Raw genomic sequence first — 26,075 nt, 5'->3', positions numbered from 1 at the left:
GGCGCAAGGCAGGGTCAGATGGACTTCTTCCTGTTCAACACCGCACAGCCGGAGCCGCGCCAATGGCTGGCCAACGCGCTCGGCAACCTGGGCCGGCTGGTCGTCGAGGCTGGCCCGCAGGATGCCTTTGTGGAGCAGATCGCCACGGTCAATCCCGGCATGGTCTTCCTGCATTTTTCGCGGGAGCAGGCGCTGGCATCAAGCCGGCTGGCCGAGCACGTGACGAAGCTGTACCCGGGGCTGCCGCTGGTGGCGGTGGGCAACGCGGGCGAGCCGGACATCATGCTGGCGGCGCTGCGGGCTGGCGCCAAAGATTTCATCGACATGACCGCGCCGCCGGCCGGCGCGATCGAGATCGTGCGCAGGCTGCTGGCGGTGCGCGGCCACGCGGAGCCGGCGCGCCGGGGCAAGGTCGTGGCGGTGCTTGGCGCGCGCGTGGGCGTGGGTGCCACAACGCTGGCTACCAACCTCGCGGCAGCGGTGCGCAAGCGCAGCCATGGCGAAGTGCTGTTGATGGACCTGGGGCTGCCGTCGCGCGACGGCTCGTTGTATATGAACATCAGTCCCGGCTTTCACTTTGTCGAAGGCGTACGCAACCTGCGGCGCTTCGACCAGGTTTTCGTGCAGACGGCGCTGGCGCGCCACGGCAATGGCGTGGCCGTGTTGCCGCTGCCGGCCACGCTGGCGGAGATGCGGGATATCTCGTTCATGGAGGCGCTTGGGCTGCTGAATCGCCTGCGCGCCTTTTTTGACCTGCAGGTGGTGGACCTGGGCGGCTTTAGCAATGTCGATTTCATGGCGCACCTGGTCAAGGCCGCCGACATGGTGGTGTTGGTGGTGGACCAGAGCGTCGGCGCCATCGTCTCGGCTGCGGAGTTGCTCCAGGAGTTGAAGAAGCGCGAGGTGGAGCGCGAGGACCTGCACTTGCTGGTCTCGCGTTTCGAGGCGCGCCTGGGCGTGGACGCCCAGCAGATCGCGCAGCGCCTGGAGGCGCCCTCGGTCGGCACCTTGCCCGACCGGCGCGAGCCGCTGGTGCTGGCGCTCAACCGTGGCGTGGTGCTGGCCGATGACAGCCCCGCCGATCCCTATGTCCGTGCCATTGGCCAGTTGGTGGATCGGCTGGGATACCGTGCCGGCACTGCAAGCGAAGCTGGCTTGCTGGGCCGGGTAAAAGAAAAACTGCCCGAAGCGCTACGCGCCATGCGCGTGATACGCGCTGAGCGGGCTGGGAACTGACATGTCGCAAGCCATCGAATTCTCCGATAACTCCGCCGCGCCTTTTCCTGCTTCGCAGGAATTCCAGAACATCAAGGAGGCGGCCCATGAGCATCTGCTCACCCGCATTGAGGAGCTGGGCGCGGAGTTCGGCCGCTGGTCGCGCACCGCGATCAACCGCTTTGTCGACCTGGAACTGGAGAGCTTCATGCGGCTGCGCCGCATCCCCATCAACGAGGCCGAGCTGCATCAGATCGCCGAGGCGCTGACCAAGGAGCTGGCGGGCTTCGGTCCGATCGAGGACTTGCTCAACGACCCGGCGGTGGAAGACATCCTGGTCAACGGGCACCTGGACGTCTACGTATCCCGGCATGGCGTGCTGGAGCGCATCCCCGTGCGCTTTGCCGATAGCGGGCATCTGCTGCGCATCGTGCGCCGCATCCTGGCGCCGATCGGCCGGCGGCTGGATGAGTCCAATCCCATGGTCGACGCACGCCTGCCGGATGGCGGGCGCATCAACGTGGTGATTCCCCCGCTGGCGCTGGCCGGACCGGTGGTGTCGATCCGCAAGTTCCGCAAGGACCCGCTGACGCCCGCGGACCTGCAAGGCCTGGGCACCATGAGCCCCGAGGTCAACGAACTGCTCGAGGCCGCCGTAAAGGCCCGCTGCAATATCCTTGTCAGTGGCGGCACCAGTTCGGGCAAGACGTCGCTGCTCAATGCGCTGGCCACCTATGTGCCCGACGGCGAGCGCGTGATCACCATCGAGGACACGGCGGAACTGGCGCTCAACCATCCGCACGTGGTGCGGCTGGAGAGCCGCCCTGGCGGCTTCGAAGGCACGGGCGTGGTGTCGATCCGCGACCTGCTGCGCAACAGCCTGCGGATGCGGCCCGACCGCATCATCGTGGGCGAGGTGCGCGGCGGTGAGGTGCTGGAAATGCTGCAGGCCATGAGCACGGGGCACGATGGCTCCATGGGCACCATCCACTCGAGCAGCCCGCGCGAGTGCCTGTACCGACTGGAGATGCTGGCCGGCTTTGCCGGCTTCCAGGGCAGCGAGGCCAGCCTGCGCCGGCAGATCGCCAATGCCATCGACTTTATCGTGCAGATCGGCCGGCTCTCCAACGGCAAGCGCCGCATCCTCTCGATCACGGAAGTCACCGGCCTTGGCGACAACATCATCTCGACCCAGGAGCTGTTCCGCCACGAGCCGTTCATCGGCCCCGACGGCAACGAGGTAGACCGCTGGCTCTCGCTTGGCATCCTGCCGCATTCGCCCAAGCTGGCGCGCATGCGCCCGACCAACTTTGGCCTGGACGACCGCTTCGATGTCTAGCGCGGCGCTGGTCGTTGCGGCGGCCGCTCTCGTCTTGCTGGGACTGGGCCTGCTGATGCTGTCCAGCGCCAAGGCGCGCGCGCAGGAAGAGAGCGCGCGTGCGTTCCTGCAAGCGCAGACCGAGCAGGTCAAGGCACGCTATGCGACTACGCCGGAGCCGCAAGCCGGCAAGAAGCAGCACGACCTGCGGCGCAAGTGGGCGGATTTCCTGCGCCGTGCGGACCTGGCGCCGACGCGGCGCACTTATGCGTTGTGGGGTGGTTCCATCATCGGCTTGGGGCTCGTGGGCGTTGCCATGGGCGGCTGGCTGGCTGCATTAGCCGCGCTGTCAATCGGGGTGGTGATCCTTTATTTCATGCTCTGGAACCGAGCCCGTCGTACCGGGCAGAGACTTCGCCAGCAGTTGCCGTCGTTTCTCGATGCGGTAGTCCGGATGATGAGCATCGGCAGCAGCGTGCCTTCGGCCTTTCAGGCTGCCATCGGCAATACCGAGGCGCCATTGCGCCAGTGCCTGGTACAGGCCATCCACTTGCAGCGCGCAGGCAAGGAACTGGATCAGGCGGTCTTGCAGGTCGCGCGGATCTACCAGGTCGACGAACTGATGCTGCTGTCTTCCGTGCTACGGCTCGCGGTGCGCTACGGCGGTCGCGCGGACATTGTCATGGAGCGTACCGCCGCCTTCATGCGAGACCGCGAGCAAGCGCAACAGGAACTGCATGCGCTGTCGTCCGAGACGCGGTTGTCGGCCTGGGTACTTGGCTTGCTGCCGATGGTGGTGGCGGGGATGATGTTCGTGATGAATGCCGCCTACATCATGATGATGTGGCGCGACCCGGCCGGCAAGACGCTATTGCTGGTTGCCGTGATACTGGAAGTGATGGGGGCGGCCATGCTCTATCGGCTGGCCAAGTCGGTATAGGAACAAGGGACCATGGATAGCACTACCTTGATCTCGCTGAGCCTATGCGCGGCGGCCATCGGGCTAGCGGCCCTGGCCTTGCCGCTGGTGGGGCAATGGCGGCAACGTCACCGCGCCGAGCGCACCATCGACGCTGCGCTCTCGCGGCAGGCTGCCGCGGCTGCCGCCGTGCCGGATGCTCCCGCCACTGCTCCGGCCAGCACAGCCAATGTTGCCAACGCCGCCGCGGCACAAAGCGCCGGCGCTCGCATTGGCGTGCGGCTGGGCAGCCAGCTTAGCAAGCGCTTTGACCAGCGCTGGCTTGAGTCGCCTTTGGGCAAGGCCGTGGTGACAGCGGAAGAGCAGCGATTGCTTGAGCAGTGTGGCCTTTACGGTGACAAGGCCCGGGCCATATTTGGAGGACTGCGCCTGTCATTACCGGCGGCGTTGGCGGCAGGGGTCTTTGCATGGCGTTTGCCCACATCGCTGATGGGCGCAACGATGTGGGCCTTCGTCACGTTCGCGGTGTTTTTCCTGGCGCCAAAATGGGCGCTGCAGCGTCGGGCCAGCAGTCGCATGCTGCGCCTGGAGGATGAGTTGCCTGTGCTGGTCGACATGCTGCGCCTGTTGCAGGGTGTGGGGCTGTCGATCGATCAGAGCCTGCAGGTGATCGTGGCGGAGTTCGGCGGCATGCTGCGCGTGCTTGGCCCTGAACTGATGCGTGCCAACCAGCAGTTTGCCTCGGGCCGGTCGCGCGACCAGACGCTCCAGCGCATCGGGAAGTTGTTCGATAGCGAGGACCTGAAGAGCCTGATCACCATGCTTAGCCAGGTGGATCGATTTGGCGGTGCCGTTCAGGAGCCACTGCGGCAATTCGGCTTGCGCCTGCAGGAATCGCGCAAGGCGCGCATGAAAGAACAGGTGGGGAAGCTGACCGTGAAGATGACTGCCGTCATGGTGGTGACCATGCTGCCCGTATTGCTGATCATCACGGCCGGACCCGGCTTTTTGGGCGTGATAAGAATGCTGGCGCATATGTCGGGGGGACCGAAATGAACAAACAAGACAAGCGCTCGGGAAGCAGGACGAGATATCGATCGCTTTGGCCCGCACACTCTTTAACCACCCTGGCATCGGCCCTGGCCCTGGCCGTGCTATCCGGCTGCGGCACCAGCCTGGCTACCCGCATGAGCGATCAGGCCGATGCCCAGGTGGAGCTGTCCAAGCTGCGCGACAAGCAGGACCGGGCCATCTACGACGATAAATCGGTCTACCTCGGCCTGATCGGCAAGATGCAGGAAGAGGGCCTGTACTTCGCGTCGCTTGCGCATATCGACGTCTACGAGAAGCGCTTCGGCGCGTCGCCGGCGATGACGCTGATGCGCGCGGACGCGTTGCGCGAGACCAATCAGGATGCCGCTGCCGAGCAGGCTTATCGCAGCCTGGCCGGCACTTCGGTGCAAGCGCGCGCCTACCACGGCCTGGGCCTGATCGCCGGTCGCAGGAACGACTTTGCCGCTGCCGCGACAGCGTTTCAATTGGCAGCCGGCGCGGATCCCACCAACGCGCAGGTGGCCAATGACCTGGGCTACGCGTTGATGCGCACGGGTGCGTTGGGCGAGGCGCGCGTGCCGGTGATGCAGGCCTTGCAACTCGATGGCAAGAACCCGCGCGTGGTGAGCAACGCGGCGGTCTGGCTCGCAGCCGACGGCAAGCGTGAGCAGGCGGCGTCGCTGATGCAGCGGGCCGGCCTGCCAGAGGCAACGCGCAAGGCGGTGTTGCAGGAAGCAGAGCGGGTCCGGCGCGCGAGCACGCAACGCGAACGCGTTGCCGCGCAGCAGGCCGTGGCGCAGACCGCGCCACAATCGGCCCGGCTTGCCGCCGCCGCGACACCCGGCCCGAACCATCAGCGCCTGACCGATATCCTCCAGGCCACGCCATGAGAGATCGCTGGATGGCACAACCGCGCAATACCCGATACCCGTTGTCCGCGCCGACGGCACCAACCCAGGAGATTTCCATGAACCAGACCGGAACAAGAAGCCTGCGTGGCCATGCCCGCCGCAGTGGACTGGCGCTGGCGATCGCCATGCTCGGATTTGGCGCCTTCCCCGCCGAGGCCCAGACGGACGCACCTGCAACACCCTTGGCGCGACCGGCCCGGCAAGAGATTGGCCCGCATACCCGTGGCATCCTCGAGATCCAGCGCAGTGGCGCCCAGGCTGGCGAGCTGCAGGTGTTGCGTGGGGAGCAGGCAGCCCTGTCCTACCAGCGCTATATGGCGACGTTTGCCTATCCGATCCCCGAGTTCTACACGGGCCAGGCGGGATCGAAAAATGGCGCCGGCGGCGCAAGCCAGGGAGTGGCAGGCCGATGATTCGCTGCCGCTCGCCTCTCGTCGCCGGGCGCCGACGCGGGCAGCGCGGTGCCATCGGCGTGCTTGGCGCCCTGCTGCTGGCGACGGTTGCGATCGGTTCGCTGGTGTCGATCGATGTCGGCCATGTGTTCTACCGGCAGCGCCAGTTGCAAAAGATCGCCGACATGGCCGCACTGGCCGGCGCGCAGCAGCTCAAGCAAGCCGCGGCCGCCGCCACCGTGTCGGCCAATGTGCTGAGCGCCACGCAGTCGGCGGGCACGCAGAATGACTACGCCGGCACGGCGACCGCCAATTGCAGCGCAGCGGGCAGCAGCGATGCCGATGGCATGCGTGTCTGCCTGGGCGTATGGGATCCGGCTTACAGCACTGGGAGCGACACCGTACGGCACTTCAACGCCGGCTACGACACCACCAAGCTATCGGCAAACGCGGTGCAGGTGGTCGTGACCCAGACCGTGCCGATCCTGTTCGTGATTCCTGGCAGCGCGTCGCGCCAGTTGCGCGCGGAGGCGATCGCCAATGCGAGCCCGCCGGTGGCGTCGTTTTCGCTGGGTAGCGGGTTGTTGGATGTCAACACCGGTAGCAGTGTGCTCAGCAGTTTGCTGGGAACCTCGGTGCAGTTGTCCGTTTTGGACTGGCAAGGCTTGCTCAACGCCAATGTCACGCTCGACCAACTGCGCCTGAAGCTGGGTGTTGGCACCATTGACGACTTGCTGAAGACCTCGCTGTCGATCCAGCAGTTCTATGCGCTCGTGCTGGGCGCGGCCGGCAAGGATTCGCTGCTGTCCGCGGCGCTGGGCAGCCCGCCCACGCAACTTGGGTTGAGCGGGGTCAAGGCCAACGTGGGACTGGGTCAGTTGCTGAACCTGGGCGTGCTGGCGCCGGCGGCGTCGTCAGCGGCTGACGTGGCATTGAATGTGGCGCAGTTGCTGATGCTCGGGGCGCAGGTCGCGAATGGCAACTCGGCGATCCAGGTGAAGTTGCCAAATCTTAGCGTGCCCGGCCTTACCAGTATCGGCGCCCAGCTCTATGTCGTGCAGCCACCTGTGATGGCGGTTGGGCCGGCGCGGCAGCTGAGTCCCGGAGTCTGGCAGACTACCGCGCATACGGCGCAGGTGGGGTTACGACTCGATGCCGGAATCAGTATTGACGTGGCCAGCCTAGTGGGCATCGGCATAAACGTGCCACTTTACATTGAGGTTGCGGCGGCCACGGCCTCATTGCAGGGCATTCAGTGTGCGGCCGCAAAGGCGGATTGCCGTGCCACATTGGGGGTGAACACAGGCTTGGTCAAGGCATGCCTTGCCGCAGCCTCCGGCAGTGGCTGCGCGTCCGGCCCTGTCACGTTGGTGGACACCGGGATTAGTCTTCTCGGTACGGGGGTGAGCATCATCGCCAGCGGCAGTGCGCGAACCGGCGTGGTCGGCGTCAACAGTTCGACTATCAGCATGGCACCAGGCACAACGACTCGAGTCGGGACGCCCCAACCACTGACGGGTGTCCTGATCGATGTTGTGGGTAGCCTGAACCTGACGGTCGCCGTCAAGGTACTCTGGCTTGACTTATTGAGCGTCAAGTTGCCACTGGCCGGTCTGCTTACGCCTTTGTTCACTGCTTTGGACAGCGTGCTTGGCCCTCTACTAGGCGCATTAGGCATCCAGCTAGGCTACGCCGACATCTGGATGCAAGGAATCGACTGCAACAACGCCGAGCTGGTGTTCTGAGCCATGCAGCAGGCTAATCGCTATACGGCGGAAGACAGATGAAGACAGATCGCTGGGCTTACGAGAGCCTTGAAGTATATGTATGGGAAGGCAAGTCTGATATTGCCGACCGTGTGTCGCGTTTCCTGTCGCCGCTTGGCGTGGACGTGATCCGCGCCGGCGCGCTGGAGGCCTTGCCCGCGGAGCCGCGGCTCAAGCCGTGCGTGGCGGTCATCAGTGTCTCGGTGATCGGCGCGGCGAAGTTCACCGCGCTGGACTGGGAGGCGGCCCACGGCATGCCCGTGGTGTGGGTGGCGGCGCCGGGACGCGAGACGGATCCGGGGCGCTTTCCCGCGGAGTATGCGCATATCCTGGCCGACGATTTCACGGGGCCAGACCTGCGCAACCAGATCGGCAAGCTGCTGCCGCAGTTGCTGGCAGCCGCCGAGCCCGCGAATGCGGTGGCGGACCTGGTGGCGGAGTCACTCGCCATGCAGCAGTTCCTGTCGCAGGTGGAGACCTTCGCGGATTTCGGCAGCAATGTGATGCTGTACGGCGAGACCGGCGCGGGCAAGGAGCGGATCGCGCAGCGCTTTCACGAGCGCAACAACATCTATGGCAAGGGACCGTTCGTTGCCGTGAATTGCGGGGCGATTCCCGATGGCCTGTTCGAGTCGCAGTTCTTCGGACATGCCAAGGGCGCGTTTACCGGCGCGATGTTCGCGCACCGCGGCTTCTTCGAGCAGGCCAACGGCGGCACGCTGTTCCTGGATGAAATCGGCGACCTGCCGCTGTTCCAGCAGGTCAAGCTGCTGCGCGTGCTGGAGGAGAGCGCGCTGACCCGGCTGGGCTCGACCATGCCGGTCAAGCTGGATTTCCGCCTGGTCGCGGCCACCAACAAGGATCTGCGCGAGGCCGTGTCACAGGGCCGCTTCCGTGCGGACCTGTATTTCCGGCTGGCGGTGATCGAGCTGCGGCTGCCCAGCCTGGAGGAGCGGGGCGCCGTCGACAAGGTGGCTTTGCTGGTGTCGTTCCTCAAGCAGATGCTTGGGGCCTCAGGCCTGGACGCATTGCCGCCCGTGCCTGACTGGCTCAAGGGGGCGGTGGGCACGGCGTTCTTCACGGGGAATGTGCGCGAGTTGCGCAACCTGGCCGAGCGCATCGGTATTACTGTGCAGCAGACCGGGCATTGGGACGAGGCGCGGATCCGGCCTTTGTTCCGCAGCCTGCGCCCGGGTGCGTTCGATAGCAGCGAGCGCACGGCCGACTGGCGCGGCGAGACCGAGGAGCGCCGCCGTATTGTGGCCGCGCTGGATGCCAATAGCTGGCGGCGCCAGGATACGGCGGCCAGCCTGGGCATCAGCCGCAAGGTGCTGTGGGAGAAGATGCGCAAGTTTCAGATCGCCGACAACGAGGCCGAGCCGGCGTGAATTGTCCCCGTCATGGCACGGGGGCGCTGCGCTTCAGAACGTCTTCTTGCCGCCCTGGTAAGCGCTGACGATGCGGTTCATTTCCGCCAGCAGCGCGGCGCTCTCGCCGTGCAACGTGCGTGCAATGCCTTGCATGTAGCCGAGCAGCTCCTGCTTGGCGGCTTCGGCAAAGTCCATGGTCACTGCCTGGTCCTCGTACAGCAGCACGTACGAGCGGGCGAAGCCATACAGCAGGAAGTAGGCCGCCGCGTGTGCGGGGTCGGTGTCGATCAGCTCGCGCGTGGCTTTCTTCACCGTCACGAAAGCGTCGGTGCCGGGGAGCGAATCCTGGAATTGCTGGAGGGTGGTTTCAAGCGTCATGGCGCAATATCGGTTAGTGAAAACGGGTTCGGTACATCAAATGAAAATGGCTGCATGGCGGATCGCGCCCGCTCATACGCTGTTCAACATGCGCCGCAGCAGTGTGGCGCCATCGCGCCCCTTGTAGGCGCGTTGCCATAGGTCATTGACCATGGTGGTGTAAAGCCGTACCGCCTCGGGCGCTGCGGTCACGGTGGCGATGCCGGTGGACACGTTGGGAAACTCGCCAAAACGAAATGGGCTGGTGGCCACATAAGCCTTGCCGGGCCGCTCGAAGACCTGGAAGGTCACGTTGGGCATGCTGCCGTCGACGATGCCGATCTGCAGGCCGATGGGCTGCGCGTCCAGCAGGTCGATCACGCGTTCGATCTCGCGCCGGGCTGCCAGCGAGCGCTCCATGCGCACCGCGGGCGGCAGGTCCAGCCGTCCCACCAAGCCAAAATGCACGAAGCGCTCCAGCGAGCGCAGGTCGATCAGGCTGGTGATGGGCGGCACGCTGCGCGCGAACGATTGCTTGCGCTCTTCCAGCAGGTCCAGCAGGGCGTCGATGGTTGCGGCTGGCGCTGGCTGCGGACTCTCCGCCAGCATCTGGCGCAGGTGGCCGGCGTAATCGGGCGAGGTCAGCAGGTAGGAGATTGGTTCGAAATGGGCCAGGATGCGCGTCGCGCCGTGCTCGAGCTGGCGCATGCGCTCGATATACGCCACGGCCGAGTAGTAGTACTCGGACTCGACCCCCAGCATGGATGCCAGCGAGGTGCCGAGCAACTGGGCGAGACGGCCAAGGGTCTCGATCTTGACGATGTCGCCCTTCTCCATGCGATAGATCGCGGCCCGCGATACGCCGAGCTGTTCGGCGATGGCTTCCGCGCGCATCCCCGCGCCTAGACGGTACGCGCGCAGGCGATTGCCGATTTCAACGAAATCAACCATTGGGCCGGCAGCGAGCGGAGCGTCCATCCTCGGGGAATCTCAAAAAGAAGACAAGACCCATCCTAGCATGGGCCGTGGCCGGATGGCGAGAGAAGCAACATGTCGGAATGCCATGCCGCCGCACTTCCCCGCGTTCAAGGCATTCGCGCATCCGGACGATATACCCACGACGGCTGGATGATCTGGATAAGCCGCATTTTGTGCATCAATGTGCCTTTTGTGCTCAGTTGTGGTGCATAAAGATGGCGTCAATGCTTGTACAGTCTCGTAAACGAGACTTGGCTAGTTTTTTGGATGGCATGTATATTGCGATCCGCATCATGAGGCCCGCAATCCGCTGGTTTCCCGCATCACGCTTGCCACACCAAAGGAGCGCCTCAGGCGCCAGAAAAGGAATCCGATGAAGAAGTCCCTCGCCACGGCGCTGACCGCCGCCGTCACCATCGTTACGACCGCCACGCTGACCCTCGCCGTAGCGCCTGCCCAGGCCGCCGGTTATCCGGACCGGCCCATCACCATCGTCGTGCCCTACGCCGCCGGCGGCAGCAACGACCTGGTGGCGCGCGTGCTGAGCCAGCGCCTTGGCCAGGACCTGGGTGTATCGGTGGTGGTGGACAATGCGCCGGGCGCCAGCGGCACCATCGGCGCGCTCAAGACCATCAATGCGCCGGCCGACGGCTATACGTTGCTGCTGGGTTCCAACAGCGAAATCTCGATCGCCAAGCTGACCAACCCGAAGATCAAGTACGACGGCCAGCGGGATCTCGTGCCCTTGCGCATGGTGGGCTCGCAGCCCATGGTGCTGGTGTCCGGCGCGCATTCCGGCATTCAGGGCGTGGCGGGTTTCCTGGCGCTGGCCAAGAGCAAGAAGCCGGTGAACTATGGCACCTCGGGCATCGGCACGCCGCTGCATCTGTCGGGAGAGCTGATCCGCGGCGCCAGCAAGGTCGATATGACCCACGTGCCGTACAAGGGCGGCGCGCCGGCCATCGCCGACCTGATGGCAAACCAGATCGAACTGGGCGTGCTGGTGCTGTCGACGGCGCTGCCGCAGATCAAGTCGGGCAAGCTGCAAGCGATTGGCGTGACCTCGGCCACGCGCTCGCATGCCGCGCCCAATATCCCGGCACTGGCGGAGAACAAGGCCCTGGCCAATGTGGACATGCGCCTGTGGTTTGGCTTGTTCGCGCCTGCCAACACGCCCAAGGCGGTGACCGACAAGCTGACCGACGCACTGGCTCGCGCCATCAACGCGCCGGAAGTGAAGAGCAAGCTGTCCGAATCGGGTGTCGACATCGATGCGAAGGACGCCGTCGCCTTTCGCAGCTTTATCGCCAAGGAAACCGAGTCGTACCGCAAGATCGTGAGCGAAGCCAATATCCAGGAATAATCCGGATTCCAGGCTTCCAGGCTTCCAGTCTTCCAGTCTTCCAGTCTTCCAGTCTTCCAGACGTCAGTGCGGCGATGCCCGGGTGCTTACGGCCCGGCCATCGCCGTTTTTGCGCTATGCATTAAAGAATGCGGATCTGCTTGACCTTGAACTTGGAGTCGCCGAAGAGCGCCTTGTCGTATTCGCCCAGCAGTTCCACTTTGGTCGATGCGTCCACCGGCTTTCCGGCAGGCCACAGCTTCTTGTCGATCTTGATCCGGATCTGGCCGGTGCCGTCGTCGAACTGGTAAAGCTCGTGGCCCACGCTGCTGATGATTTGCCCGCGCAGCACGGCGTGCTGGTCATCCTTGCCTTGCTCCGTCAACGCCTTGACGGTGGTCGTTGGAACCGTGGTTGGGCCCACGTACTGCGCTTGTGCCAATGCGGCCGTAGCCGTCAGTGCTGCCGCGATCAGGATGCGTTTCATGGTTTCTCTCTCAGGTCTGGTTGAAACATAGCGGCTGGGGGGCGGCAACCTGGCCAGCCCATTGTGCCGGAGGCGGTGTTTTTGCACTGACTCGGCGCCTATTGTGGAGCGTGCCGGCTGAACCGAAGCTGAATGGCGGCTGGGCAACGTTATGATGGCGCTTGCCGCCGCGGTCCGCTCCGGCCCGTCCACATACTGCTAGGGATTCACATTGCGTTTTCTTCACACTGCCGACTGGCATCTCGGGCGCGTATTCCATGCGCGCAGCCTGCTTGAAGACCAGGCCTGGGTGCTTGACCAATTCGTTGCGCTGGTGCGCGAGCGCCGGCCCGATGCGGTGCTGATCGCCGGCGACGTGTATGACCGCGCGGTGCCGCCGCCCGAGGCCGTGGCGTTGCTGGACGACGTGCTGGCCCGCATCGTGGTGGATGCCGGCATTCCGGTGGTGATGATCGCGGGCAATCACGACAGCGCCCAGCGGCTTGGTTTCGGCGCGCGGCTGCTGACGGCGCAGGGTTTGCACGTGGCCGGCATCACCGAGCGCGATGCCACTTGCGTGACCTTGTCCGATGCCCATGGCGAAGTACGGATCTACGCCTTGCCCTATGCCGAGCCCGCAACCGTGCGCGACGCCTTCGACATGGAACTGCCCGGGCACGAGGCGGCGTTGGCGGCGCGCCTGGACGCGATCCGCGCCAGCCATCCGGCGCAGGCGCGTTCGGTGGTGGTGGCCCACGCTTTCGTGATCGGTGGCGAGGCCAGCGAATCCGAGCGGCCGCTGTCGGTTGGTGGCAGCGGCGCCGTTGCCGCCAGCGTGTTCGACGGCTTCGACCTGGTCGCGCTTGGCCACCTGCATCGCCCGCAGACCTTCAGCCAGCGCATCCACTACGCCGGCTCCTTGCTGAAGTACTCGCTGTCCGAAGTCACGCATGCCAAGTCGGTTTCACTGATCGAACTGGCGGCCGATGGCGCGGTCAGCATCGAGCCGATCGCGCTGTCGCCACGGCGCGACCTTCGCATCATCGAAGGGCAACTGGCCGATCTGCTGGCGCAAGGCGCGGCAGACCCGCGGCGCGATGACTACATCCACGCGGTGTTGACCGACAACGGCGCCTTGCTCGATCCGATGGCGCGCTTGCGCCAGGCCTATCCCAATGCGCTCGCCATCGAGCGCGCGGTGCTGGCGCGCACGGGCGAGGCCGGCGCGGCGGGCCAGCGCCTGCGCCAGCTCGATACCGGCGAACTGTTCGCCAACTTCTTCAAGGAGGTGGCGGACGAAGAGCTGGACGACGATAAGCGCCGCGTGCTCGACCAGGTGCTCGAGGGCATTGCCCGCGCAGACCGGGAGTCCGCATGAGACCGCTGCGCCTGAAGCTGCAAGCCTTCGGCCCATTTGCCGCCAGCGAGGAAATCGACTTCACCCGGCTCGGGGAGCGGGCATTCTTCCTGATCCACGGCCCCACCGGCGCGGGCAAGACCACCTTGCTCGACGCGATCTGCTTTGCGCTCTACGGCGACACCTCTGGCGGCGAGCGCAGCGCGCAGGACATGCGCAGCGCCAACGCCGATCCGGCCTTGCGCACGGAGGTGACGTTCGAGTTCAGCTTGGGTGGCCAGCGCTACATGGCCACGCGTTCGCCCGCGCAGGAGCGGCCCAAGCTGCGCGGCGAGGGCACCGTCAAGGAAACGCCCAAGGCCCAGCTTGATGTCATGGGCGACGCGGGCTGGACCAGCAAGGCGAGCCAGCCCAACAAGGTCGATGACTTCGTGCGCAACCTGCTGGGCTTTGACAGCAGCCAGTTCCGCCAGGTGATCGTGCTGCCGCAGGGGCGCTTTCGCGAATTGCTCACGGCGGATTCCAAGAGCCGCCAGGCCATCCTCGAGCGGCTGTTCCGCACCGAGCTGTACCGGCGCGTGGAGGAACTGCTCAAGGGGCAGGCGGCCGGCATTCGCCAGGAAGCCGAGCGCCTGCGCATCGAGCAGACGGCGTTGCTGCAGCAGTATCAATTGGAATCCGTGGACGCGCTGCGGGAGCAGGCTGCAGGGTTGCAGGCCCAGCTGGCCGAACTGCAGCAGCGCGAGGTGGCCGCGCGCACCGCGCTGGAGGTGGCCACATTGGCAACCAGGCAGGGCGAGCAGACGGATGCCCGCCTGCGGGAGCAGCGCGATACCGAGGCGGCCCATGCTGCGCTGATGGCGCAGCGGCCCGAGATGGAGGCGCAGCGCCAGCGCCTGCAGTCCGCACGCCGTGCCATGCAGGTGCAGCCGTTCGAGCAGCATCTGGGGCAGGCCGTGCAGGAACACCAGCAGGCGCAGCAAGCGCTGGCCGCCGCAAGCGCGCGGTCTGCCGATTGCGCCGCTGTCTCGGCCACTGGCGCTGCGGGGCTTGAGGCCGAAGTGGCCCGTGCCGGCGAGCGCCAGACGGCGCAAAAACAAGTGACGGAGCTGGAGGCCATGTTGCCGCAGGCGCAGCGGCTCGGCGTGCTGCAGCAAGAGTTGCAGGCCGCCGCCCGCCAGCAGGCGCAAGCGGGTGCGGCCCATGCCGGGGCGCTGCAGGCGCAGCAGCAAGTCACCGCCACGTTGCGCCAGGCCGAGGCCGGCCTGGCCCAGGCGCAGGAAGGCGCGCGCGGGCTGGAGACGATCCAGCTCAAGCTGGCCGGCCTGGCGCAGCAGGCAACCACGCTCGACAAATACGCCGCCACGCTGGTGCAGTGCGAGCAAGCGCACCGCCAGGCCGATGCCGACCAGCTCGCTGCGCAGCAAGCCGCCACACAGCAGGCAGCGAGCCTGCTGCGCCTGCGCGAGACGGAGCAGGCCTGGCGGGCCGGGCAAGCCGCGCGGCTGGCTGCCGGCTTGCAGGATGGCCAGGCGTGCGCTGTCTGCGGGAGCACCGCGCACCCGCAACTGGCGCAGCACGTCGATGCACTGGTCTCCGACGAGGCACTGGACCTGGCCCGCGAGGCCGCACGGCTTGCCGACCAGGCGGCGCAGGGCGCGGCCAGCCGTGCGCAGGGCGCGTTGCTGGCAGCCACGCACCGGCAGGAACAACTGGATGAACTGCGCGAAGCGGCGGGAACGGTGGGCATGCCCGACGGCGCCGCGCAAGACCCGGCGGCGGCCAGGCAGCAGCTTGCCGGCGCCGTCCAGGCGCTGCGCCAGCAGCAACAGGCGGCAGAGGCGGCCGCCGGCCGCTGCCAGCCGCTGGCCGCGGAAGTTGAGCGGCAGCAAGCCGCTCTCACGGCAGCCGAGGCGGCCATTCGCGCTGCCGACGCCGCTGTGCAGGATGCAGGCCAGCGTCACGCCAAGCTCCAGGGCGAGTGGCAGGCCGCCAGCACGCAGGTGCCGCCGGACCGGCGCGAGCCGGAGCGGCTGACAGCGGCGCTAGCACAGGCACGCCGGGACCTTGCCGCGCGCGAAGCCGCACTGGCCGCCGCGCAGGCCGCCGACAAGCAGGCCGGCGTGGGGCTGGCGGCAGCGCTGGCCGCGCAAGCCGCCGCGCAAGCGAGCCTCGCTACCCACGCAAAGCGGGAGACGCAGGCGGGCGCCGCATTCGCGAGCGCGCTGGAGCAAGCCGGCTTTGTCACTCGCCAGGCCTATGCCGAGGCGCGGATGCCGGGTGCGCAGATGGAGCAGGCCGAAGCCCAGGTCAATCGCTTCGACCTCGACCTGGCCGCTGCCGGCGATCGCCGCGAGCGCGCCGCCATTGCCGCGCGCGACCTTGCCCCGCCGGATCTTGCCGCCCTGCGCCAGGCCCAGGCGGACGCCGCCGGCGCGCTCGAGGCGCTGGTCCGGCAGCAGGCCGACCTGCACCGCAGCCGCGAGAACCTGCTGCAATGCCAGCAGCGGCTGGATGCCCTGGCCAGCAAGGGCGCGGACATCGAGCGCAGCTACGCGGTGCTCGGCCGCCTGGCCGAAGTGGCCAACGGCAACAATCCGCGCCGCATGACATTCCAGCGCTTCGTGCTGGCCACCTTGCTCGACGAGGTGCTGGAAGCGGCCTCGCTGCGGCTGATGCGCATGAGCCGCAACCGGTATGAGCTGCAGCGCGTGCGCCAGCAGGGCGACCAGCGCACCGCCGGCGGCCTCGACCTGGAGGTGTTCGACCACGACACTGGCATGGCGCGCCCGGCCAATACCTTGTCCGGAGGCGAGGGCTTTCTGGCCTCGCTCTCGCTCGCGCTGGGGCTGGCCGATGTGGTGCAGTCGCGCGCGGGCGGGATCCAGCTCGATACCTTGTTTGTCGACGAGGGCTTCGGCACGCTCGATCCCGAGAGCCTGGACTTTGCCATCCGCACCCTGATCGACCTGCAGCATGCCGGACGGCTGGTGGGCATCATTTCCCACGTGGCCGAGCTGCGCGAGCGCATCGATGTGCGGCTGGAGATCCGGGCCGGGGCCGGCGGCAGCCGAGCGGAGCTGCAATTGCCGTAGCGGCCCGGGCGCCACCTCAGCGGGGCCTGAAGAGCGTAAGCTGTCCGATGTTCCGGGCCGCCGTGGCCCCGTTGGCAAGCTAGCTTTCAACTGCCCTACGGTCGTGGCCGGCTAACGCACAAGCGATTTGCCGGCGCCTTGACCACCCGCGGACAGGGGGTGTAACCTGTTCATTCTGCGAATTGAAGTTCGCAATTAGAACAAACCACAATAATAAGAAAAACCAAAGTCTGTTGGATTCGTTTCCGGCGGTGCGCCTTTTGCAAGCGGAGGGCGCCCAAGCCGGATGGCTCTTCCGGCAGGACTGTCCGGAGACAGCGTTTGCGCGCCGCCTGGTTTCCCTCCTTGGCGGCCGGTTCCGGATAGTTCGTCCGGACTCTCGGAACTGGAACGCAAGTGATCAACAAGCTATTCGACTCGGTGGAATCGGCCATGGCCGATATCCAGGACGGCGCCACCATCCTGATCGGCGGCTTCGGCATGGCAGGCATGCCGGCGGAGCTCATCGATGCCCTCATCGCGCAGGGCGCCCGCGACCTCACCATCGTCAACAACAACGCCGGCAATGGCGACACCGGGCTGGCTGCGCTGCTCAAGACAGAGCGCGTGCGCAAGATCATTTGCTCTTTCCCGCGCCAGGCCGACTCCTACGTCTTCGATTCGCTCTACCACGCTGGCAAGATTGAGCTGGAACTGGTGCCGCAGGGCAACCTGGCCGAGCGCATCCGCGCCGCCGGCGCCGGCATCGGCGGCTTCTTCACCCGCACCGCCTATGGCACGCCGCTGGCCGAGGGCAAGGAAACCCGCATTATCGACGGCCAGGGCTACGTCTACGAGACGCCCATCCATGCCGACTTCGCCCTGATCAAGGCGCTGCGCGCCGACCGCTGGGGCAACCTGACCTACCGCAAGACCGCGCGCAACTTTGGCCCCATCATGGCGATGGCCGCCAAATGCCCCATCGTGCAGGTCAGCGAGATCGTCGAACTCGGCGAGCTGGACCCGGAACACATCGTGACCCCGGGGTTGTTCGTCAAGCGCGTCGTCAAGGTCGACGGCGCCAGCCAGGCCGCTGCCTGAGCGCCAAGGAGATTCAGAATATGCAACGCCTGACCCGCGATCAGATGGCCGCCCGCGTGGCCAAAGACATTCCCGACGGTGCCGTGGTCAATCTCGGCATCGGCCTGCCCACCCTGGTTGGCAATCACCTGCCAGCCGACCGTGAAATCCTGCTGCACAGCGAGAACGGCCTGCTCGGCATGGGCAAGGCACCCCCCGCCGGCGAAGAAGACGGCGACCTGATCAACGCCGGCAAGCAGCCGGTCACGATCAAGCCGGGCGGCTCGTATTTCCACCATGCCGATTCCTTCGCCATGATGCGCGGCGGCCACCTCGACTTTTGCGTGCTGGGGGCTTTCCAGGTCTCGGTGAAGGGCGACCTGGCCAACTGGCATACCGGCGCGCCGGGCGCGATCCCCGCCGTGGGCGGCGCGATGGACCTGGCGATCGGCGCCAAGGAGGTGTTCGTGATGATGGAACACCAGACCAAGCAGGGCGAGAGCAAGATCGTGGCGGAATGCACGTATCCGCTGACCGGCATGACCTGCGTCACGCGCATCTATACCGATCTGGCGACCATCGACGTCACGTCCGACGGGCTGGTGGCGCGCGACCTGGTTGAAGGCCTGTCCTTCGACGAACTGCAACGCCTGACCGGCGTGCCGCTCAAGCAGGGCGCTTCTGCCTGAGTGCCTGAGTGTTGGCCTGACCGGCGGGGCGAGCCCCGGCGAGCACGCTTGCAAGCCTCCCGTTTTCACGATCACGAACAAGCAAGAGAGAGACAACCATGACCGAAGCCTTCATCTGCGACGCCATCCGTACCCCCATCGGCCGCTACGGCGGCAGCCTGTCCGGCGTTCGCCCGGACGACCTGGGCGCGGTGCCGCTCAAGGCCCTGATGGCACGCAACCCGAACCTGGACTGGTCCGCCATTGACGACGTGATCTACGGCAATGCCAACCAGGCCGGCGAAGACAACCGCAACGTAGCGCGCATGTCGCTGCTGCTGGCCGGCCTGCCGCAAAGCGTACCGGGCGCCACCATCAACCGCCTGTGCGGCTCTGGCATGGACGCTACCGGCACCGCCGCGCGCGCGATCAAGTCCGGCGAAGCCGGCCTGATGCTCGCTGGTGGCGTGGAAAGCATGAGCCGCGCCCCGTTCGTGATGGGCAAGGCCACCAGCGCCTTCTCGCGCGATGCGCAGATTTTCGACACCACCATCGGCTGGCGCTTCATCAACCCGGCGATGCGCGCGGCTTACGGCGTGGACTCGATGCCCGAGACCGCCGAGAACGTTGCCACCGACTACAAGATCAGCCGCGAAGACCAGGACTTGATGGCCCTGCGCAGCCAGGAAAAGGCATCGCGCGCGCAAGCCGATGGCACGCTGGCGCAGGAAATCACCGCGGTGACGATCGCCCAGAAGAAGGGCGATCCGCTGGTTGTGGACCGCGACGAACACCCGCGTGCCACCAGCATGGAAGCGCTGGGCAAGCTGCGCGGCGTGGTTCGCGCCGATGGCACCGTGACCGCCGGCAACGCTTCGGGCGTGAATGACGGCGCCTGCGCCATCCTGCTCGCCAGCGAAGCCGCGGCCCGCCAGCACGGCCTGACGCCCAAGGCTCGCATCGTCGGCATGGCAACCGCCGGTGTGGCGCCGCGCGTGATGGGCATTGGCCCGGCACCGGCTTCGCAAAAGCTGCTCAAGCAACTCGGCATGACCATCGACCAGATGGACGTGATCGAGCTGAACGAAGCGTTCGCCGCGCAAGGCCTGGCCGTGCTGCGCGAACTCGGCGTGGCCGACGACGACGCACGCGTCAACCCGAATGGCGGCGCGATCGCGCTGGGCCACCCGCTCGGCATGAGCGGCGCCCGCCTGGTTACCACCGCCATGTACCAGCTGCACCGCACCGGCGGCCGCTACGCGCTGTGCACGATGTGCATCGGCGTGGGCCAGGGCATCGCTATGGTGATCGAGCGGGTCTGATCGTCAGCTGCCTGACCGTTTGACGCCTGGGCGCCCGCGGGTTTCGGCTCGCGGGCGCCGTGCGCTAAAGATTGCCGCGCGGCTGCCGTTAGTACCCGGTGGATGTGCAGGCTGATGAAGTTTCCCAACGCAAAGAAGCAGCGCGACAGGGCCGACTGGCTCGCCGGCTCTCGTCGCATCCTCTTCAGCATGACCCGGTGCCCCTTGCCGGTCGGAGTATGTGATGTCCCTTCCCGTTGCCACGCTCGTTACCGGCGCCAGTTCCGGTATCGGCCGCGCCATCAGCGAAATGCTGCTGGCCGATGGCGTGACCCAGGTGGTCAATGTCGACTATGTCGCCCCCGCCTGGTCCCATCCCAACATGACGTTTGTCCAGGCCGACCTGACCAATGCCGACGCGACCCGCGCCGCGGCCGAGCAGGTGACCTCGCGCTTTGCCGTGACCCGGCTGGTCAATAATGCCGGCGCCACCCGCCCCGGCACGGCCGACACGGCGCGCGTCGAAGACCTGGACTATGTGGTTGGCCTGCATCTGCAAGCCACCCTGCTGCTGACCCAGGCCTGCCTGCCCGCCATGCGCGCGGCACGCTTTGGCCGCATCGTGAACATGGCCTCGCGCGCGGCGCTGGGCAAGCCGGAACGCGTGGTGTATTCCGCCACCAAGGCCGGCCTGATCGGCATGACCCGCACGCTCGCGATGGAACTCGGCGGCGACGGCATCACGGTCAATGCCGTGGCGCCTGGCCCGATTGCGACCGACCTGTTCCGCAAGAGCAACCCCGAAGGCAGCGAGCAGACCAAGCGGATCCTCGCCAGCATCGCGGTCAAGCGCATGGGCACCCCGGAAGACGTGGCTCGCGCCTCGATGTTCTTCCTGTCGCCGGAGAACGGCTTCGTGACCGGCCAGGTGCTTTATGTGTGCGGTGGCACCACCCTCGGCGTCGCACCCGTGTAGTCCCGCGGCGTGACCGGTGCAAAACGCGCACCCGTCATCACGCCGCAGCATTTAGTCCGTAGAAAACTAAAAAAGATGACCCGCGCCACAAGCGCGGGCTTACAGCGATTTATCCTGGAGCAAACATGAAATCCCATTCCCAAGCTCGCACCCCGCACAACAGCGCGCGCCGTCGCCTGCTGGCTGCCGGTGTGGCATTGGCCGCCACCTTCGGCGGCATGACCAGCGCAGCCTACGCGCAAGGCAACTATCCGACCAAGCCGATCACCATGATCGTGCCGTTCTCGGCCGGCGGCACCACCGACATCCTGGCGCGCATCGTCGGCCTGCAACTGGGCAAGGCGCTCGGCCAGCCGGTGGTGATCGACAACCGTCCGGGCGCGGGCGGCAACATCGGCGCATCGATCGCGGCCAAGGCTCCGGGCGATGGCTACACCCTGTTCATGGGCACCATCGGTACCCATGCCATCAACCAGTCGCTTTACTCCAAGCTGCCGTTCGATCCGGTCAAGGATTTCGCGCCGATCTCGCGCGTGGCGATGGTGCCGAACATCGTGGTGGTGAACCCCAAGGTGCCGGTCAACAACGTCAAGGAACTGATCGCCTACGTCAAGGCCAACCCGGACAAGCTGTCGTACGGTTCGTCGGGCAGCGGCTCGTCGATGCACCTGTCGGGCGAGTTGTTCAACTCGATGACCGGCCTGCATATCCAGCACATCCCGTACAAGGGCAGCGCCCCGGCGGTCAACGACCTGCTGGGTAACCAGATCGGCCTGATGTTCGACAACATGCCGTCGTCGTACCCGCACGTGAAGGCCGGCAAGCTGCGCGCTATCGCCGTGACCTCGGCCAAGCGCTCGCCGGCACTGCCGAACGTGCCGACCGTGGCCGAATCCGGCGTGCCGGGCTATGAAGCGACTTCCTGGTTCGCGTTGTACGCCACCGGCGGCACGCCGCAGCCGATCGTCGATCGCTTGAATGCGGAAGTGGTGAAGATCCTGGCCATGCCGGAAGTGAAGAAGCAGATGGCCGACCAGGGCGCGGAGCCGCATCCCGAGAAGCCGGCCGAACTGGCCGCTTTCATGAAGACCGAGACCGCCAAGTGGGCCAAGGTGGTGAAGGCTTCGGGCGCCACGGTGGACTGATCGATCCCCGCACGGTTGCCCCGGCCCGGACTTCTGGCCCGGGCCGATGACAGTAAAAAGGCCGGCCCTTCGGGGTCGGCCTTTTTACGTGCGCTTGATGTGTGGACGCGCTCAGGGCAGAAAAAAGCCCGCGGTAGGTTGCGGGCCCAATCCTGGCCCACACACAGGGCAGGAGGAGACAGGGGGGAAACATTGGCAGGAGACGGTGCACGGCGCACGCGGCGCATCAGCCGTCAGGCCAGGCTGTACTTGACAACCTGTTCTTCCACGCCCACAAAACGCACCAGCTGACGCAAGCCGCTGGCGTACTCCTTGATATGGTGCCCGTCCGGCGTATCCGGCAGGCGGTAGTACACGGGCATCGTTGTAGCCGACGCGGGCTGGCTGGCGGCTTGGGGCCCATCGGCCTCCCACGGGACATCCCGGTCTTCGGCGAAATCTGTTCGTCCTGGCATGGACCACTCCTGGTGAATGACTGGCATGGCTGTGCCGTGGCCGAGAACCGGCAACAGGCATGCGGAATGACTATGTCTGCAAATGTATTGCACCCTGCCGAAAAATGCTATTTAGCATTTTTTAGATCTGCATCAGCGTTGTCGTTGCCTTGTCATTTTTCGTGTGTCCAACAGCCGGAAATTGGCGGTATCCGTGGGCAGCAGCCCTGGCGGGGCCGGGCTTTGCGCTACCATAGGCGCTCGCCACCCAAAGCCATGGCGGCAGCCATATGCCGCCACCGGGCGACCGGCCTCCACGTCACGCTTCCCGCATGTCCGTTCAGCACGCACTCCTGACCTCCCTTCTGGAAAAACCGTCTTCCGGCTACGAGCTGGCTCGCCGCTTCGACCGCTCCATCGGCTATTTCTGGCATGCGACGCATCAGCAGATCTATCGGGAGCTGGGCCGCATGGCCGAGCACGGCTGGATTGCCGCGGATGAGGGGGAGGGTGACGCCAGGAATCGCAAGAAGGTCTACTTCGTGCTGCCGCCAGGGCGCGACGAACTGGCGCGCTGGGTGCTGGCGCCTACCGCCGGCCTGGACGTGCGAGATGAAATCCTGGTGAAGCTGCGCGCCGATGCTGTCGTGGGCCCGCTCGGGCTGAGGCCGGAGATGGCGCGGCTGATCGGCCTGCACCGCGAGCGGCTCGAGACCTATCGCCAGATCGAGCGGCGCGATTTCTCCGCCGCGCAGCCCACGCGCGCGCAACAGGTGCAGCACGCCCTGCTCAAGCGCGGCATCCGGTATGAAGAGGATTGGGTGTCGTGGGCCGAGGAATTGTTGCCGCTGCTGGATAAGCAGGACGACGCGGCCTGAAGTCGCGCCGGGCGATCGCGCCCGGCGGATGGGAAATGCGTGGAAACGGGCGGCAATAGGGGGATCGGACAGGTGGCCAGGCGCTGCGGCGCGCTGGCCACCGTCAACAACGCGCTCAGGCCAGGTCGGCCGCCGTCGCGCCGTTGGCGTAAGCCGCTGCCGGGGCCAGCCCAAGGCGGCGGCGCGCCAGCGCGTATTCCTCTGCAAAGCGGCGCACCAGTTCGGCGGCCGGCACCACGCGCTTGATGGCGCCCACGCCCTGGCCAGCGCCCCAGATGTCTTTCCAGGCCTTGGCGCTGCCCGAACCGAAGTTCATCTTGGACGGATCCGATTGCGGCAGCGCTTCCGGATCGAGCCCGGCATTGACGATGCTCTGGCGCAGGTAGTTGCCGTGCACGCCGGTAAAGAGGTTCGAGTAGACGATGTCCGACGCCGTGCTGTCGACGATCATCTGCTTGTAGCCGGCCTGCGCGTTGGCCTCTTCGGTGGCGATAAAGGCCGAGCCCACATAGGCCAGGTCGGCGCCTGCGGCCAGCGCCGCGAGGATGCCGTCGCCGCTGGCGATGGCGCCCGACAGCAGCAGCGGGCCGTCGAACCACTCCCGGATTTCATGCAGCAGTGCAAACGGCGACAGCACGCCGGCATGGCCCCCTGCGCCCGAGGCGACCGCGATCAGGCCGTCGGCGCCCTTCTCGATGGCCTTGCGTGCGAAGGTGTTGTTGATGATGTCGTGCAGCACGATGCCGCCATAGGAGTGCACGGCATCGTTGACTTCCTTGCGCGCGCCCAGCGAGGTGATGACGATCGGCACCTTGTAGCGCACGCACAGTTCCAGGTCGTGATCGAGCCGGTCATTGGACTTGTGCACGATCTGGTTGACCGCGAACGGTGCCGACGGGCGGTCCGGATGCTTGGCGTCGTGCTCGGCCAGCTCGGTGGTGATGCGGTCCAGCCAGTCGTTGAGCACCGGGCCAGGGCGTGCATTGAGCGCCGGGAATGAGCCGACCACGCCGGCCTTGCACTGGGCGATCACCAGGTCGGGGTTGGAGATGATGAACAGCGGCGAGCAAACCACCGGCAGCGAAAGACGGTTCTGGAGAATGGCGGGAAGTGACATGGCGTTTCTGCGAGAGTGAATACAGTGGAACGGATAGGGATACGGGAAACGGCGATGCGCTCAGGCGCTGGCGCCCTGCAACACGGATTTCTGGCTGGCGAGGCGGGCGCCCATGGCGGCGGCGAGCGCGTCCAGGCCGCTCTTCGGGCGGACCATGACTTCGAAGTCGTCGATCTTGCCGGCGTCGTTAAAACGAATCATGTCGATGGCCTTGACGGATTTGCCATCGACCGTCGCGCTGAACTCCAGCACCACGCTGCGCCCGTCGTCGCTGACAAACGTGCGGTGGTAGCGGAAGTCCTGGAACACCTGGTTGACGGATTCCAGCACCATGCGCAGGGCAACGCGGCCCGGGTACGGCGTGTGGGCGACGGGCGAGTGAAAAACCACTTCGTCCGCCACGATGCTGTCCAGGTCGGACATGGAATGGGTGGCGATCATGCGGTGCCAGATGGCTAGCGAGGCCTGCGCCGCCGCTGACAAGGTTGCTTGGGTCACGGTGTCTCCTCCGGTTGGGCCGAGGGCGTGGGAGTCGCCCGTTGCGGCACGCTGCGCAACGCTTGCCCGTGGCCCCTCAGGGGCTACGGCAGCGGCGGCTTACACATCGCTATGCAACTGGTTGCATAGCGATGTGTGAAAGGTAGCAGCAGACGACGGCAAATGCAATGGCCTGACGTTGCGAGGGCAGGAACCGGTGCGTTCCGGATTGCCGGATGAGGCCCGCCCGTGCTTGGGCAGCGGTCAAACGAACTCTGTCTTTTGTGGCGACTTGTCTACAATAGCGGCATTGCCGAAAACCAATGCAGGAGCGCGAGTGAGTACTGACATGAGCGCCAACGGGCCCTCCCCCGACCTGTTCGATGCGGACCTGGAGGCCTGGCGGAAGCAGCCCGAGCGAGCCTTCGATGGCTGGCTGGCCAGCCACGGTTTTCGCCATGGCACGGCTGTGGTGTACCGCGCGATGTGGGGCAAGCTCTTGCGCTGGTCGGGCGAGCGCGGCTTGGCGCCGCTGTCCTGGTCGGCGGAGCAGATCGGGGCCTTCCTCGATGAGCAGGATCTGCACAAGCATCACCGTTACCGCTACACGCGGCTGATCGAGCGTGTCTTCCACCATCTATCGCTATTGCAGGACGGCTTGCACAACCCGGCCAGCCAGGCGGTGCGCGCTCACCTCGCCGAAGGCGAGAACGATCCGACCGCCTTCTTGCTGCCCGCCGAGCGCGATGCCCTGATTGCCCGCGTGCTGGCACCGGCGGCCCTGGCGGCCGGGCAGGACGGCGCCGCGCTGTCGGCCACCCAATGGAAGCGCGCCCGCGATACCGCACTGGTGGCCGTGTTGCTGGGCGCCGGCCTGAAAGTGGGCGAAGCGCGCGGCCTGGGCATCGACAGCATCGCCGAGGACGCCGCCAGGCTGCGCCTGGTGCGCGCCGACAACGGCCGCGCGTACGAGGCGCCGGTCTTTGCCTTCGCGCGGGCGGCGCTGCTGGCCTGGATGGAAATCCGCTCCCGTACCGGCACGCTGGGCAACCTGGTGTTTCCGGCCATGCCAAGCGGGCGGCACTTGCACGCGGCCTCGCTATACCGCCGTGTGGAGATCCTGCTCGACGAGGCTGGCGTGCTGGCGGGGCGCAGCGAGCGCGCGTCGCCGCAGACGCTGCGCAATACCTGCGGCGCACTGCATTTCGAGGCCGGAGCCGGCCCGGCCGAGGTGGCGCAGTGTCTCGGCATGCGCGACCTGGAGTCCGGCTGGCGCTTGCGTGCCGCTTTTGAGGCCTGGCAGGCACGTGCAGGGCTGAAACCGGTGCGCCGTGCCGGTGACACAGGCGCGACAGATGTGGCCTGCTATGCTTAGCCGCCCTCTTTCAACCTCTTTCAATCTGTTTCGATCCGATGCGGGCAACCCTGGCGGGGCGTGCCTGCCGCCCGCCAGGACAGCGCCGCGATATTGCAGCCTGAAG

At 66.2% G+C, this 26,075-nt stretch carries 24 protein-coding genes; 18 read left to right on the top strand and 6 right to left on the bottom strand.

Features of this window, described 5'->3' with window-relative positions; genetic code table 11:
• The first annotated feature begins 18 nt into the window (after positions 1-18).
• The 8 genes from AC07XB_RS16290 (at position 19) to AC07XB_RS16255 (ending at position 8,962) form a co-directional block, all read left to right on the top strand.
• Positions 19-1,236 (top strand): CpaE/TadZ family protein, encoded by a 1,218-nt coding sequence (locus AC07XB_RS16290; protein ID WP_492371421.1) that lies wholly within the window; start codon positions 19-21, stop codon positions 1,234-1,236.
• 1 nt (position 1,237) lies between these two features.
• A complete protein-coding gene (locus tag AC07XB_RS16285) occupies positions 1,238-2,554 on the top strand; it encodes a TadA family conjugal transfer-associated ATPase (protein WP_492830745.1) in 1,317 nt (438 codons plus the stop codon).
• On the top strand, positions 2,547-3,473 hold the full coding sequence (locus AC07XB_RS16280; protein WP_492830744.1) for a type II secretion system F family protein: 927 nt from the start codon (positions 2,547-2,549) through the stop codon (positions 3,471-3,473). Before AC07XB_RS16285 ends, AC07XB_RS16280 begins: the two co-directional genes overlap by 8 nt.
• Positions 3,474-3,485: 12 nt before the next feature.
• Complete coding sequence (locus tag AC07XB_RS16275) at positions 3,486-4,508, top strand: type II secretion system F family protein (protein ID WP_492371320.1); 1,023 nt, start codon at positions 3,486-3,488, stop codon at positions 4,506-4,508.
• Positions 4,505-5,395 (top strand): pilus assembly protein TadD, encoded by an 891-nt coding sequence (locus AC07XB_RS16270; protein WP_492371321.1) that lies wholly within the window; start codon positions 4,505-4,507, stop codon positions 5,393-5,395. The genes AC07XB_RS16275 and AC07XB_RS16270 overlap by 4 nt, the downstream gene beginning before the upstream one ends.
• Positions 5,396-5,472: 77 nt before the next feature.
• A complete protein-coding gene (locus AC07XB_RS16265) occupies positions 5,473-5,829 on the top strand; it encodes a DUF3613 domain-containing protein (RefSeq protein WP_492809593.1) in 357 nt (118 codons plus the stop codon).
• 59 nt (positions 5,830-5,888) lie between these two features.
• On the top strand, positions 5,889-7,553 hold the full coding sequence (locus AC07XB_RS16260; protein WP_492830743.1) for a TadG family pilus assembly protein: 1,665 nt from the start codon (positions 5,889-5,891) through the stop codon (positions 7,551-7,553).
• 38 nt (positions 7,554-7,591) lie between these two features.
• Positions 7,592-8,962: a sigma 54-interacting transcriptional regulator gene (locus tag AC07XB_RS16255; protein ID WP_492830742.1), complete on the top strand. Its 1,371-nt coding sequence runs from the start codon at positions 7,592-7,594 to the stop codon at positions 8,960-8,962.
• A gap of 33 nt (positions 8,963-8,995) precedes the next feature.
• On the opposite strand, the gene AC07XB_RS16250 is transcribed toward AC07XB_RS16255, so the two are convergent.
• The gene (locus AC07XB_RS16250; protein ID WP_150991512.1) at positions 8,996-9,322 is read right to left on the bottom strand and encodes a hypothetical protein; all 327 of its coding nucleotides are present in this window, start codon (positions 9,320-9,322) and stop codon (positions 8,996-8,998) included.
• Positions 9,323-9,394: 72 nt separating this feature from the next.
• Complete coding sequence (locus AC07XB_RS16245; RefSeq protein WP_492809598.1) at positions 9,395-10,252, bottom strand: helix-turn-helix domain-containing protein; 858 nt, start codon at positions 10,250-10,252, stop codon at positions 9,395-9,397.
• Between the two features lie 400 nt (positions 10,253-10,652).
• Between AC07XB_RS16245 and AC07XB_RS16240 the strand changes: the two genes are divergently transcribed.
• Positions 10,653-11,642: a Bug family tripartite tricarboxylate transporter substrate binding protein gene (locus AC07XB_RS16240; protein WP_492809600.1), complete on the top strand. Its 990-nt coding sequence runs from the start codon at positions 10,653-10,655 to the stop codon at positions 11,640-11,642.
• A gap of 121 nt (positions 11,643-11,763) precedes the next feature.
• Here the strand turns inward: AC07XB_RS16240 and AC07XB_RS16235 are convergent, their stop codons facing one another.
• Positions 11,764-12,108 (bottom strand): NirD/YgiW/YdeI family stress tolerance protein, encoded by a 345-nt coding sequence (locus AC07XB_RS16235; protein ID WP_492371325.1) that lies wholly within the window; start codon positions 12,106-12,108, stop codon positions 11,764-11,766.
• A gap of 211 nt (positions 12,109-12,319) precedes the next feature.
• On the opposite strand from AC07XB_RS16235, the gene AC07XB_RS16230 reads away from it, so the two are divergent.
• From AC07XB_RS16230 to AC07XB_RS16200, 7 genes are all read left to right on the top strand, one after another.
• Entirely contained in the window at positions 12,320-13,465 is a 1,146-nt protein-coding gene (locus tag AC07XB_RS16230) for an exonuclease SbcCD subunit D (RefSeq protein WP_492371326.1), read from the top strand.
• On the top strand, positions 13,462-16,539 hold the full coding sequence (locus AC07XB_RS16225) for an AAA family ATPase (protein ID WP_492830741.1): 3,078 nt from the start codon (positions 13,462-13,464) through the stop codon (positions 16,537-16,539). The genes AC07XB_RS16230 and AC07XB_RS16225 overlap by 4 nt, the downstream gene beginning before the upstream one ends.
• Before the next feature lie 396 nt (positions 16,540-16,935).
• A complete protein-coding gene (locus tag AC07XB_RS16220; protein ID WP_043357062.1) occupies positions 16,936-17,619 on the top strand; it encodes a 3-oxoacid CoA-transferase subunit A in 684 nt (227 codons plus the stop codon).
• A 20-nt stretch (positions 17,620-17,639) separates the two neighbouring features.
• Positions 17,640-18,287 (top strand): 3-oxoacid CoA-transferase subunit B, encoded by a 648-nt coding sequence (locus tag AC07XB_RS16215; RefSeq protein ID WP_492371328.1) that lies wholly within the window; start codon positions 17,640-17,642, stop codon positions 18,285-18,287.
• Between the two features lie 98 nt (positions 18,288-18,385).
• Complete coding sequence (gene pcaF, locus AC07XB_RS16210; RefSeq protein WP_174424128.1) at positions 18,386-19,588, top strand: 3-oxoadipyl-CoA thiolase; 1,203 nt, start codon at positions 18,386-18,388, stop codon at positions 19,586-19,588.
• A 223-nt stretch (positions 19,589-19,811) separates the two neighbouring features.
• Positions 19,812-20,543 carry an SDR family NAD(P)-dependent oxidoreductase gene (locus AC07XB_RS16205; RefSeq protein WP_043357057.1) on the top strand — a complete coding sequence of 244 codons (732 nt, stop codon included), beginning with the start codon at positions 19,812-19,814 and terminating at the stop codon, positions 20,541-20,543.
• A gap of 125 nt (positions 20,544-20,668) precedes the next feature.
• On the top strand, positions 20,669-21,688 hold the full coding sequence (locus AC07XB_RS16200; protein ID WP_150993157.1) for a Bug family tripartite tricarboxylate transporter substrate binding protein: 1,020 nt from the start codon (positions 20,669-20,671) through the stop codon (positions 21,686-21,688).
• A gap of 233 nt (positions 21,689-21,921) precedes the next feature.
• Here AC07XB_RS16200 and AC07XB_RS16195 read toward each other — a convergent pair whose 3' ends face one another.
• Positions 21,922-22,143: a hypothetical protein gene (locus tag AC07XB_RS16195; protein WP_416051513.1), complete on the bottom strand. Its 222-nt coding sequence runs from the start codon at positions 22,141-22,143 to the stop codon at positions 21,922-21,924.
• Between the two features lie 311 nt (positions 22,144-22,454).
• Here AC07XB_RS16195 and AC07XB_RS16190 point away from each other — a divergent pair, with 311 nt between their 5' ends.
• Positions 22,455-23,000, top strand: a complete 546-nt coding sequence (locus tag AC07XB_RS16190) for a PadR family transcriptional regulator (RefSeq protein WP_150993161.1) — start codon at positions 22,455-22,457, stop codon at positions 22,998-23,000.
• A gap of 115 nt (positions 23,001-23,115) precedes the next feature.
• Here AC07XB_RS16190 and AC07XB_RS16185 read toward each other — a convergent pair whose 3' ends face one another.
• Entirely contained in the window at positions 23,116-24,117 is a 1,002-nt protein-coding gene (locus AC07XB_RS16185) for an NAD(P)H-dependent flavin oxidoreductase (protein WP_174424123.1), read from the bottom strand.
• 60 nt (positions 24,118-24,177) lie between these two features.
• Positions 24,178-24,558: a nuclear transport factor 2 family protein gene (locus AC07XB_RS16180; protein ID WP_220810808.1), complete on the bottom strand. Its 381-nt coding sequence runs from the start codon at positions 24,556-24,558 to the stop codon at positions 24,178-24,180.
• Positions 24,559-24,943: 385 nt separating this feature from the next.
• Here AC07XB_RS16180 and AC07XB_RS16175 point away from each other — a divergent pair, with 385 nt between their 5' ends.
• Positions 24,944-25,969: a tyrosine-type recombinase/integrase gene (locus AC07XB_RS16175; RefSeq protein WP_492371422.1), complete on the top strand. Its 1,026-nt coding sequence runs from the start codon at positions 24,944-24,946 to the stop codon at positions 25,967-25,969.
• Positions 25,970-26,075 lie beyond the last annotated feature (106 nt).

The sequence above is a fragment of the Cupriavidus sp. GW821-FHT02F09 genome (assembly GCF_059421605.1).
Note: the sequence above shows the minus strand (reverse complement) of the source record. Positions and strands in the feature narration are given on the sequence as shown.